We start from the raw sequence: 12,331 nt of genomic DNA on the forward strand, positions 1-12,331 counted from the left end.
TATTGACTAAATTGAATTTCTTGTTGTTGAACCAGCATCTATAAAAGCATTATTTTACTTTTTTAAGATACGAAAAAAGGAGTAAAAAGTTTTTACTTTCTACTCCTTTTAATTTAGTCTTGAGGACTTTTTCAGTGCCCTCGTTTAAAACTCGGGATTTTTTTATTTACTTCTTTTCTTTTTTATGATCATCTTGTATTTCTTCACTTCGATACTTACAACAAGGATGCAAACCATCGTAAGCTTCTTTTGTTGCTTTTATTGCTTTTGTATCATGACCAACATTTGCTACATTTTGCTGAATCGTTTTAACATCCGTTTTACGTTCATCAATAATTAATTTTAACTCATGCGTTTGCACATTCCATTGCGCGTATTTTACACCTTTACTATTTAAAGCTGCCTTTTCAATACGTCCTTTACACATCATACAAACACCATCAACATCCATAGATATTTTGGCATTTTTCTTCTTTTTTTGTGCTGATAAAGAGATACTCATCAACAAAACCGCTATTACTAATACTATTTTTTTCATCTTAATCTATTTTAAATCTTAAACCTGCATAATAATTACTTCCAAATACGGGCGCATATATAATTGTGGTATCAAAATTTGAACCAAAAGGATTATCGCTTCCTAATATCGGATTTTTTTGTTTATAGTTTGTTATATTTTCTGCTCCCGCATATAATTCAAACTTTTTAGAAAACACTTTTGTTATTTGAGTGTTTAATAAATTATAACTTTTTGAAAATTCTGGCAATCTATATTGAGCTGGATTTGATTGCGTGTTTGGCAAACGTTGTTTTCCTATCCAATTATAAGTAACATCAAATTTCCAATGTGAATCGTTTTCCTTTTTCTCTGTCTCATAAGAAACATTTGCAAAAAATCGATGTTTTGCCTGTAATGCTTTATCTAAATTCCCTGATTTAAAATCCGTGTTTACATCGTAGTATTTGTATGAAAAACGGGTATTAAAATACGGTACTATATTTTGATTTACCTCTAACTGAAAACTATTAGCAACACTTTTTCCGTCCAAATTATAAAAAGATATTTCCTGCGGATTTTCCCAATCTACCACAACTTGATTTTCGAAATCTGTTCTATAGAAATCAAAAGTAATATCACCTTTTTTGCCAAATAACTTATAACCCTGCAAAAAAGACACTCCGTAATTCCAAGCTGTTTCCGGATTTAAGCCATAAACCTTACCTCCTACACCATCAATATTAACTTGTCTTGAAGATGCAAAAAATTGTTGATTTTCAGCAAAAATATTAGCACTTCTTCTTCCTTTCCCTATCGATGTTCTAAAAACTCCTTGTTCCCAAGGCGCATAGCGAATATGTAAACGAGGCGTTACAAAAGTTCCTAATATATTATGTGTATCAATTCTTAATCCCGCAGTTATACTTATATCATCAGCATTATCATAAGCATATTCAAAAAAAGCACCAACAGAATTTTCTTTACGGTCATAATTATTTGCCGTAGTAACGTTTACAAACTCGTCATATTTATCATAAGTAAAACTAAGTCCTGTTTTGAATTTATTTCTAGTATCACCGATAATTGAATTAAAAATAAAGCTACTAAAAAAACTTTGATGCTGAATATTATAGTCACTTAATCCAAAATAAGAATCTTGTTTATGATTACTATACGCAGCCTGTATTCCCATACTCTGAAAAGGTAAATCAGGAAAAACATACCCTAATTTAGCAGAAGTATCAAAACGTTTTGTTTTAATTTCACTTCCCCAAACAGTAGTAGCCCCTTTATCTGTATCAGGGTTAAAATCAACTTCACCTACTTGCTTCTGATCATCTAAATATCTAAAATTAATAAAACTCACCCATCCTTTTTGCGCATCTACATACTGCCAACGGTTCATGATATTAATTTGTTTTGCTAGCGGATTATCTAAAAAATTATCCTCATTTTTATCAAACTTTTCACCTCTATAATTACCGTGAACATATAAGCCAGTTTGCCACTTGTCACTTACTTTTTGGTTAAGATGCGTGTTAAATTCCATTCTACCTCCAGCTGAACCGTAGGCGTTTACAAAAAATCGGTGATTCGTATATGGCTTAACTAATTCGGCATTTATTTGTCCAGAAATACTTTCGTAACCATTTACAACACTACCTGCTCCTTTTGTTATTTGAATACTTTCTACCCAAGTACCCGGGGTAAAAGAGAGCCCGAATGCTTGTGATGCACCTCTTATAGATGGAATATTTTCTTGCGTAATTAACAAATACGGACTCGTTAAACCCAACATTTGAATTTGCTTTGTACCTGTTAATGCATCAGAATAATTAACGTCTATTGACGGGTTGGTTTCAAAACTCTCTGCTAAATTACAACAAGCTGCCTTTAACAATTCGGCACTATTAATCATCATTACATTTTGAGCTTGTAAATACGATTTTTGCGTAGCACTTTTTTTAGATTTAACAGTTATCTCTTTTAAAGTATTGCTTTCTGTTAAAAAATGATGGATTGGTTTTAACGAATTAATCGTGATTGTATCCGTTTTAAAACCTACAAAACTAATAACTAATTTCTTGTTTTTTTGCTGATATGGTATTGTAAACCATCCTTTTTCGTTTGTTGTTACGCCTACATTTGTATTCAACCAATGAACACTTGCGCCGTAAACACCTAAATTATCTTTAGGCCCGTTTTTATCCATAATCATCCCTTTAAACTTTTCTTGTGAAAAGGTGACACTAGATATCAGTATTAAAATACTGAATATATTTATTTTCATTATTTTATATCATATTAAGTTTTACAATTCATTTTTATTAAAAAGAATTATAAAATCATATGATAAACACTTCGTGAAGCACCTGAATATCTAAAACTAAATCAGGCGGAGAATAATATTGGTGAGTTAAAGATTGTTTCTCTAAACTTTGAAACAATAATTTAGAAGAAGCACAAAAAGATAAAATAAATTTAGCTTCCTTGAAGCTTATTTTTTCTGAAGTAACTTTCCGTAAATCATCCTGTCCATCAATTTGAGAGACTTCATCTTTACAACACTTCTTTTTCTTTATTACAGTTCCGCAATCGTCTTTCTTATCTTTATTACAACTACCTGCTTCTCCAACATACGAAACATCCACTAAAAAGTCGCCACAATAATGCTTAGCCACCGTAAAAGAAAAGGTAGAAAACAACACCAAAAAGGCTAATGTTATGGTTACTATTTTAGTAAATACTTGTTTCATTGAATGCAAAGATACGAAAAATTAAAAATTTGTTTTTTAAAACAATTGTTAAAACTATTTTTGTAAGCTCTTAATTCAAATTACGAATAAGATTATAAAACTCATTTACAATGAATTTACAAGAATTAAAAAACAATATAGATAAGATAACTGAAAGCAACGTTGTTAAAGGAGCTAAATTACAGCAAATTTGCGATTACTTAGCTACTGAAGTTTCATATTACGATTGGGTAGGTTTTTACTTTAAAAATGGCGATAAAGAAGAACTTAAATTAGCAGAGTTTAATGGCGAACCTACTGAGCACACAATTATCCCTTTCGGAAAAGGTATTTGCGGGCAAGTTGCGGTTAGTAATGAAAATTTCGTAGTACAAGATACTAAAGAACAAGATAATTATATTTCTTGTGGTTGGAAGGTGAAATCTGAAATTGTAATACCAATTTTTGTTAACAACGAGAACATTGGTCAAATAGATATTGACTCTCATACTGTTAACCCTTTTACGGCAAATGACGAAGAATTATTAGAGTATGTTTGTAAAAAAGTCGCTTCTTTTATATAAATTTCACGTAAACGTTTGATTATTAGGTTTTTTATCCTTAGGTTTGTATTCTTATTTAACCCAACATAATCCCCTAAATTATGAGTACCAAAGAATATCCCTCTTACGCTGTGTTAGGCAATCCTAACTCTCGTACAAAAAATCAAAAATCTTTATTAGAAAAATTCACATTATGGTTTCATGATTTCTTAGAAAACGCGGAATAATATTGTTACATTTTTCATAAAAAAACACCACCAAACCTCTTAGAGATTTGGTGGTGTTTTTGTTTAGTAATAAGCCAAAATAATTATTGTGTAACCCTTACTGTTTTAGTAGCTTTGCTTGCTTAACAACACAACAACAATGAGCAATACAAAAACTATTAAATCGGCCCTTATTTCGGTATTTCATAAAGACGGATTAGCCCCTATTGTAAAAAAACTTAACGAGCTAGGTGTTACTATTTATTCTACCGGAGGAACAGAAAAATTCATTCAAGAATTAGGAATTAACGTAGTACCTGTTGAGGAAGTAACTTCATACCCTTCAATTTTAGGAGGACGCGTAAAAACATTACATCCAAAAGTTTTTGGAGGAATATTAAATAGACAAGATCATGAAGGTGATGTTGCAGAAATGCAAGAGTATAATATTCCTCAATTAGATTTAGTAATTGTAGATTTATATCCTTTTGAAAAAACAGTAGCTTCTGGAGCTCCAGAACAAGATATTATTGAAAAAATTGATATCGGAGGAATTTCATTAATCCGCGCAGCTGCAAAAAACTTTAAAGATACAGTACTTGTTTCTTCAATGGAGCAGTACAGTGATTTTTTAAGCCTTATTACAAAGAGTAACGGAAATACATCAATTAATGATAGAAAAAAATTAGCTGCGAAAGCTTTTAATATTTCTTCTCATTACGATACGGCTATCTTTAATTATTTTAATGAAGATGAAGTTGTATACAAAGCAAGTGAAACCAATTCTAAAACTTTAAGATATGGTGAAAACCCACATCAAAAAGGGTATTTCTTTGGTGATTTAGAGGCGATGTTTGATAAACTACACGGTAAAGAATTAAGTTACAACAATCTTTTAGATGTTGATGCCGCAGTTAACTTAATAAACGAATTTTCGGGTGAAGCACCAACATTTGCTATTTTAAAGCACAATAACGCTTGTGGATTTGCACAGCGAAAAACAATTCACCAAGCCTATGTAGATGCCTTAGCAGGTGATCCTACTTCTGCTTTTGGAGGCGTTTTAATATCAAATACTAAAATTGATAAAGCTACTGCCGAAGAAATTCATAAATTATTTTGTGAGGTAGTTATTGCACCCTCTTACGATGCAGATGCTTTAGCCATTTTAAAAGGAAAGAAAAACAGGGTTTTATTAATTCAGAAAGAAGTAGCATTACCAACACAAACTGTTAGAACTGCTTTAAACGGAGTTTTAATACAAGATAAAGATAATATTACTGATAAATTAGAAGATTTATCTTACCCAACAAATACAAAACCATCTGAAAGTGAGTTAGATGATTTATTATTTGCTTCAAAACTGTGTAAAAACACAAAATCGAATACGATTATTTTGGTAAAAAACAAACAACTACTTGCTGGTGGAACTGGTCAAACAAGCAGAGTTGATGCGTTAACACAAGCAATCGCAAAGGCAACTAGTTTTAATTTCGATTTAAAAGGCGCGGTTATGGCAAGTGATGCTTTCTTCCCTTTCCCAGACTGTGTAGAAATTGCAAATAACGTAGGAATACAAAGTGTAATTCAGCCAGGAGGTTCTATCAAAGATCAATTAAGTATTGATTATTGTAACAACAACAATGTTTCTATGGTTTTTACAGGAACAAGACATTTTAAACATTAATTAAATTCAATGTAAAATACCACATATTTTTTCATAGATTTGTGAGAATACATTAAAATAAGTAAAAACAACGGCGTTTATATGGGATTTTTCGATTTTATGACAGAAGATATTGCAGTAGATTTAGGAACTGCAAACACCCTGATCATCCACAATGGTAAAGTTGTCATCGACAACCCTTCTATTGTTGCTCGTAACCGATTGACTGGTAAAATTATTGCTACCGGTCATGAAGCAAATAGAATGCAAGGAAAAACTCACGAGAACATAAAAACTATTCGTCCGTTAAAAGATGGAGTAATTGCAGATTTTCAGGCATCCGAAGAAATGATTAAAGAATTTGTAAAGCAGATTCCGGCTATCAAAAAGCGTTTTTTTCCACCTTCATTACGAATGGTTATTTGTATCCCTTCTGGAATTACAGAGGTAGAAAAACGTGCGGTTATTGATTCGGGTCGTCATATGAATGCCAAAGAAATTTACTTAATTTTTGAACCAATGGCTGCTGCAATTGGTGTTGGTGTTGATATTATGGAACCTAAAGGAAACATGATTATTGATATAGGTGGTGGTACTACAGAAATTGCTGTAATTGCACTTGCTGGTATTGTTTGTGATCAATCTGTAAAAGTTGCAGGTGATTTATTTACAAGCGATATTATGTATTACATGCGTACACAACATAATTTACATGTAGGAGAAACTACTGCTGAAAAAATAAAAATACAAATAGGTTCTGCAACTGAAGATTTAGACAATCCACCTGAAGATATGATGGTGCAAGGACGTGATTTATTAAGCGGAAAACCAAAACAAGTGCAAGTATCTTATAGAGAAATTGCAAAAGCATTAGACAAATCGATATTACGTATTGAAGATGCTGTTATGGAAACACTATCTAAAACACCTCCTGAATTAGCGGCAGATATTTATAACACGGGTATATACTTAGCTGGTGGAGGTTCTATGCTTAGAGGTTTAGACAAACGTTTATCTAGAAAAACAGATTTACCTGTTTATATTGCTGAAGATCCTTTACGTGCAGTTGTACGTGGAACAGGTATTGCTTTAAAAAACCTTGAAAAATACAAATCTGTATTGATCAAATAAATTTTGAATGATTTTTTATGCAACAGCTTATTTATTTCTTTCGGAGGTATAAAACCTTTTTGTTTTTTCTCTTTCTCGAAATTATTGCTGTTGCATTAATCTTTAACAATCATGCTTTTCACAAAAGCAAACTCATCAGTTCTACTAATTTTATTACAGGTGGTTTCTACCAAAAATCTTCTAACCTTTCAGAATACTTTAAATTAAAAGAAAGAAACATAGCTCTTTTTGAAGAAAATACTGCTTTAAAAAATAAATTAGAACAACTTTACACAGCTATTGATACCATAAATACGAGTGCTAATATCACAAGTACTAATCAAAAATTTTTATATATTAATGGTCAAATAATAAACAACTCTTACAATAAGCCTAATAATTTCATCACTTTAAATAGAGGCAAAAAACATGGAATTACAACAGAAATGGCTGTTGCTAACAGTAAAGGACTTATTGGAATAACGGATAATGTTGACCAGGAATTTGCAAGAGTTCAGTCTATTTTAAATACAAAAAGCAATATTAATGCTGGATTTAAAAACAGTAATTATTATGGAACGTTAAAATGGAATGGGGAAAATTATAACACTGTTCAATTAACAGACATACCACGTCAAGCAGTTTTAAAAATTGGAGATACTATTATCACTGGAGGTAAATCAACTATTTTTCCTAAAGGAATTTTAATAGGAACCATTAGTGAGATTCCAGAAAAGCTATCAGCCTCTAATACAATTGAAGTTAAATTATTTAACGACATGTCTAACCTAAGGAACACTTATATAATCACAAACCTTAATAAAGAGGAAATAAAAAGAGTAGAGAAACAAAATGAATAAGACCGTTTATATCATATTTCTATTTATTTTCTTGTTACTACTACAAGTTCTTGTGCTAAATAACATTTTATTTTTAGGCTATATAAATCCATACTTATACATTACTTTTATCTTTTTATACCCTTTAAAAACAAATAGAATCCCTTTTTTAAGTGTTGCTTTTTTACTTGGATTATGTGTTGATGCATTTTCAAACTCAGGCGGAATACATGCGTTTTCAATACTATTTATTGCCTATATAAGATTCTTTTTTATTAAAGCTATATTTAAAAAAAACGAAACCGATTTTTTATTATTCAATTTAAGACTCGAATCATTTGGAAAAGTTTTTAATTATGTTGTAATTTTAACACTCATTCACCACTTCATCTTATTTAGTTTGATTAATTTTAGTTTTTACAATTTATCAAAAGTGTTGATAACCACAATTTATTCAAGTGCATTTACATTAATCTTGTATTTTCTAGGAAGTTTTATTTTTAGAAAAAAACTAACCTAAAGTACTCGTTTGGTGATAATTGTTGCTTTTCGACCTTAAAAACAACAAAGAATAATAAATGAAACGAAGTTTCTTACTTATATTTTTAATTACACTTGTTGGATTAATTTACATTGTTAGATTATTTCAGCTACAAATTGTTCGCGGAGGAAACCTAAATCCGATACAAAGTTCTGCTATTAAAATTGAATATGATTATCCTGAACGTGGGTATGTATACGATAGAAACGGAAAGTTACTAGTAGCAAATCAATTATCATACGACGTAATGGTAGTTCCTAAAGACGTAATGCCTTTAGATACTACAGAGTTTTGCTCACTTTTAAAAATAACTAAAGAAGATTTTAAAAAACGTTTTAAAAAAGCTGAAAAATTTGCACGTTGGCTTCCTTCAAAATTCCTTAAGCAATTAGCAAAAGAAGACTTTGCGTATTTGCAAGAAAAGTTACCAAAATACAAGGGGTTTTATATTCAGAAACGTATTATTAGAGATTACCCAATTAAAACTGGTGCTAATATTTTAGGTTTTATTGCTGAAGTAAATGAACGAAAAGCAAGAACAAATAATTACTACGAACAAGGAGAATTAATTGGAAAACTTGGCGTAGAAAAACAATATGAAACAATTCTTAGAGGCGTTAAAGGTAAAAAACGTTTTAAAAGAAATAATTTAAATAAAATTACCGGCTCTTACAAAGAAGGAAAATACGATACACTTGCGGTAACAGGTAAAGATTTAACATTAACTATTGATAGTGAATTACAACAATATGGAGAATTATTAATGAAAGGAAAAAGAGGTGGTATTGTCGCAATCGAACCCAAAACCGGTGAAATTCTTGCACTTATTACCGCGCCCTCTTATGACCCTAACTTATTAGTGGGACGAAAAAGATCGCCCAATTCAAGAAAACTTTTTAATGACACCATTAATATGCCAACTTTTGATCGTGGATTACAAGCAATGTACCCTCCTGGTTCTCCTTTTAAAATCCTCAATGGTTTAATTGGTTTACAGGAAGAAGTTATTGATAAAGATTTTGGAGTGTATTGTCATCATGGATATCGTTACGGAAAACGTAAAAATGAATTCATGAAATGTCATTGTGGAATTACAGGAAGGCGAATCCGTTTAAAAACAGCAATTGCCAAATCGTGTAATAGTTATTTTGCTACCACTTATAAAAAAATTATAGATAAAACAGGTGATCCAAAAGAAGGCATGGATAATTGGAACAAACACATAGAAAGCTTTGGTTTGGGTAATTATTTAGGCTATGATTTACCTGCGGGAAGAAAAGGAAAAATTCCTGATGCCGAATTTTACAACAAATGGTATAAAAACAGATGGCATTCTACCTATACCATTTCAAACTCAATAGGACAAGGTGAAATATTAACCACCCCAATGCAATTAGCAAATATGACAGCTGCAATTGCAAACAGAGGTTATTTTTACACACCACATATTGTAAAGAAAATTGATAATAAAACAGTTATAGATTCAGCTTATTTAACCCGGAGAAATACAACTATCGATCCGAAGCATTTTCCTATTGCAATTGATGCAATGCACGAGGTTTTTACATACGGAACTGCAAAATGGCATCAAATAAAAGGAATTGACATCTGTGGAAAAACAGGAACTGCCGAAAATAAAATTAAAATTATTGATGGCGAAAAAGTACAAGCACAAGATCACTCCATCTTAATCGCTTTTGCACCAAAAGAAAACCCACAAATAGCCATGGCTGTTTATATTGAAAACGGTGGTTATGGCTCAACAATAGCTGCTCCGATAACAAGCCTAATGATAGAAAAATATATTAAAGGTTCAGTTACTAAAAAATATCTTGAAGAACGCATGATTAATATGAGTCTTCAGAAAGAGTATGACAAATTAATTAAAAAGAAAGATACCCTTGCGCCAGGAACGAAATAACATTTTTGAAGGCATCGACTGGATGCTTGTTTTTATATACATCATACTTGTTGGTTTTGGATGGATGAATATTTACGCATCCTCATCTACAGATGACACTAGAGAAATATTCGATTTTTCTACCAAATACGGTAAGCAATTAATATTTATATGCTTAACAGTACCTGTTATTATTTTAATTTTATTTTTCAACTCTAAGTTTTACGAACAATTTGCAAGTGTTTTATACATATTTTCCTTAGTCCTATTAGCAGGAGTTTTTGTTTTCGGAAAAAAAATTAACGGAGCAACATCTTGGTACAACTTTGGAGGCATCGGCTTACAGCCATCAGAATTTGCGAAAGCTTTTACCGCACTAGCACTCGCTAAATTAATGAGTGATCGTAAATACAACTTAAAACTAATTAAAAATCAAGCAAAAACATTTATCGTAATATTTTTACCTGCTTTTTTCATTGCCTTACAGCCAGATATGGGTTCTGTTTTAATTTATTTTGCTTTCTTTTTTGTTTTAAACAGAGAGGGATTAAGTTTAGTATATTTAGTATTTGGGACAACATCTATAATTCTGTTTATAGGAACCATCTATTTTGGAGCAAATTCGGTTCTTATAATTTGCTTCGCAATTATTACACTAGCAATCATTTACGGATTCTATAAAGACAAACGTTTTATTCGTTTTAATGCGTTTAAAATAATAAGTACATATATACTAACCAGTTTGTTTATTTTCGCAATTGGATATACTTACGATAACATATTAGAACCTCATCAAAAAGACAGATTTGATATTCTATTAGGAAAAACAACAGATCTTAAGAATAAAGGTTACAACACCTACCAATCAGAATTAACAATTAGCTCAGGAGGTTTATTGGGTAAAGGTTTTTTACAAGGAGACAGAACTCAAGGTAAGTTTGTTCCTGAGCAGGAAACCGATTATATTTATAGTACCGTTGGTGAAGAATGGGGATTTTTAGGAAGCTCTTCTGTAATAATTCTCTTTATGTTTTTACTATACCGAATTATTTATTTATCCGAAAGGCAAACTAATAAGTTTGGAAGAATATACGGCTATGGTATCGCTTCTATTATTTTTTTCCATTTAATAGTAAACATTGGTATGGTTATAGGCTTATTACCTACTATTGGTATTCCTTTACCTTTTTTTAGTTACGGAGGTTCATCCTTATGGGGATTTACCCTGCTACTATTTATTTTTATTCGCCTAGATGCTCACAGAAAATACGATTGGTAAAGCTGAAATAATAGTTCTTTTTAAGAATCAAAAAATGGACCTAAAATAGATAGTTATTAAATCCTACAACTTTTGGTACTGATCGTATAAATACTTCATCAGCATCATTCAATATTAAAATAAAAACCTTCAGAGCACAGTTTAGAGGTGTAAAAAACATAGAATTTTCCCTCTTATATTAACCTCAGCAATTAGTCTTAATTCTTTTTAAATACAAAAACCGTACTCTTAATTTCAATTCACACACAACTTTTGAGAATGATCCCTTTTTGGCACTGATTCCAAATCTGAGTATAAATAATCATTCATATTACAAACAAAAAAACCTGAACAATAAGTATATTGTTCAGGTCTTAAATTTTAATCCTTTTATAATTTATTTCAATTATTTGGGATAATGCAATAATTTAAAGGTCTTATAAAGCTGCAACGTGTTTAGCTAATTTAGACTTTAAGTTTGCTGCTTTATTCTTATGAATAATATTGTTCTTTGCTAATTTATCTAACATAGATACAACAGTAGAAAACATACCTTCTGCTTCCTTCTTGTCTTCAGACGCTTTTAATCTCCTAACAGCATTACGAGTTGTTTTATGCTGATATTTGTTTCTTAAACGTTTTGCGTCGTTACTTCTAATTCTTTTTATTGCTGACTTGTGATTTGCCATTATACTAGATTCTTAATTGTTTATAAAAAACTTTGTAGTCCGTACGGGAATCGAACCCGTGTTACATGGATGAAAACCATGCGTCCTAACCCCTAGACGAACGGACCAAAACAATCATTCTGATTGCGGGTGCAAATATACAATACTTTTTGATATTTGCAATAATTTTATTTTTTAATTAGTAGTTTATTAAAACATTTAAACTCTTTAAAAACACTAATTAAAACTTGTAGTCCGTACGGGAATCGAACCCGTGTTACATGGATGAAAACCATGCGTCCTAACCCCTAGACGAACGGACCAGAACAATCAGTTTTTCTGATTG

General features: G+C 31.0%; 11 protein-coding genes and 2 tRNA genes. 7 read left to right on the forward strand and 6 right to left on the reverse strand.

The features are described from left to right. Nucleotides 1–166: 166 nt before the first annotated feature. The 3 genes from N2251_RS11760 to N2251_RS11770 form a co-directional block, all read right to left on the reverse strand. Entirely contained in the window at nucleotides 167–538 is a 372-nt protein-coding gene (locus tag N2251_RS11760) for a heavy-metal-associated domain-containing protein (RefSeq protein ID WP_260586902.1), read from the reverse strand. A gap of 1 nt (nucleotide 539) precedes the next feature. Further along, entirely contained in the window at nucleotides 540–2,711 is a 2,172-nt protein-coding gene (locus tag N2251_RS11765; RefSeq protein WP_260586903.1) for a TonB-dependent receptor, read from the reverse strand. A 133-nt stretch (nucleotides 2,712–2,844) separates the two neighbouring features. After that, on the reverse strand, nucleotides 2,845–3,255 hold the full coding sequence (locus N2251_RS11770; RefSeq protein WP_260586904.1) for an HYC_CC_PP family protein: 411 nt from the start codon (nucleotides 3,253–3,255) through the stop codon (nucleotides 2,845–2,847). Between the two features lie 110 nt (nucleotides 3,256–3,365). On the opposite strand from N2251_RS11770, the gene N2251_RS11775 reads away from it, so the two are divergent. The 7 genes from N2251_RS11775 to rodA all read left to right on the forward strand — a co-directional run bounded on the left by N2251_RS11775 (nucleotide 3,366) and on the right by rodA (nucleotide 11,338). Beyond that, nucleotides 3,366–3,818 carry an XrtF-associated fRMsr-like GAF protein gene (locus N2251_RS11775; RefSeq protein ID WP_260586905.1) on the forward strand — a complete coding sequence of 151 codons (453 nt, stop codon included), beginning with the start codon at nucleotides 3,366–3,368 and terminating at the stop codon, nucleotides 3,816–3,818. 345 nt (nucleotides 3,819–4,163) lie between these two features. Further along, nucleotides 4,164–5,690, forward strand: coding sequence for a bifunctional phosphoribosylaminoimidazolecarboxamide formyltransferase/IMP cyclohydrolase (gene purH / locus N2251_RS11780; RefSeq protein WP_260586906.1), 1,527 nt, complete (start codon nucleotides 4,164–4,166; stop codon nucleotides 5,688–5,690). A gap of 81 nt (nucleotides 5,691–5,771) precedes the next feature. After that, nucleotides 5,772–6,800, forward strand: a complete 1,029-nt coding sequence (locus N2251_RS11785; RefSeq protein WP_260586907.1) for a rod shape-determining protein — start codon at nucleotides 5,772–5,774, stop codon at nucleotides 6,798–6,800. A gap of 17 nt (nucleotides 6,801–6,817) precedes the next feature. Continuing rightward, on the forward strand, nucleotides 6,818–7,639 hold the full coding sequence (gene mreC / locus N2251_RS11790) for a rod shape-determining protein MreC (protein WP_260586908.1): 822 nt from the start codon (nucleotides 6,818–6,820) through the stop codon (nucleotides 7,637–7,639). Then, the gene (gene mreD / locus N2251_RS11795; RefSeq protein WP_260586910.1) at nucleotides 7,632–8,138 is read left to right on the forward strand and encodes a rod shape-determining protein MreD; all 507 of its coding nucleotides are present in this window, start codon (nucleotides 7,632–7,634) and stop codon (nucleotides 8,136–8,138) included. The genes mreC and mreD overlap by 8 nt, the downstream gene beginning before the upstream one ends. A 58-nt stretch (nucleotides 8,139–8,196) precedes the next feature. Continuing rightward, nucleotides 8,197–10,080, forward strand: coding sequence for a penicillin-binding protein 2 (mrdA, locus tag N2251_RS11800; protein ID WP_260586911.1), 1,884 nt, complete (start codon nucleotides 8,197–8,199; stop codon nucleotides 10,078–10,080). After that, nucleotides 10,061–11,338 carry a rod shape-determining protein RodA gene (gene rodA / locus N2251_RS11805; RefSeq protein ID WP_260586912.1) on the forward strand — a complete coding sequence of 426 codons (1,278 nt, stop codon included), beginning with the start codon at nucleotides 10,061–10,063 and terminating at the stop codon, nucleotides 11,336–11,338. Before mrdA ends, rodA begins: the two co-directional genes overlap by 20 nt. Before the next feature lie 416 nt (nucleotides 11,339–11,754). Here the strand turns inward: rodA and rpsT are convergent, their stop codons facing one another. From rpsT to N2251_RS11820, 3 genes are all read right to left on the reverse strand, one after another. After that, nucleotides 11,755–12,006: a 30S ribosomal protein S20 gene (rpsT, locus tag N2251_RS11810; protein ID WP_260586913.1), complete on the reverse strand. Its 252-nt coding sequence runs from the start codon at nucleotides 12,004–12,006 to the stop codon at nucleotides 11,755–11,757. A gap of 35 nt (nucleotides 12,007–12,041) precedes the next feature. Continuing rightward, nucleotides 12,042–12,113, reverse strand: a tRNA-Glu gene (locus N2251_RS11815). A gap of 123 nt (nucleotides 12,114–12,236) precedes the next feature. After that, nucleotides 12,237–12,308, reverse strand: a tRNA-Glu gene (locus N2251_RS11820). Nucleotides 12,309–12,331 lie beyond the last annotated feature (23 nt).

This window comes from Tenacibaculum haliotis, from assembly GCF_025215075.1.
Taxonomy (GTDB): domain Bacteria; phylum Bacteroidota; class Bacteroidia; order Flavobacteriales; family Flavobacteriaceae; genus Polaribacter; species Polaribacter haliotis_B.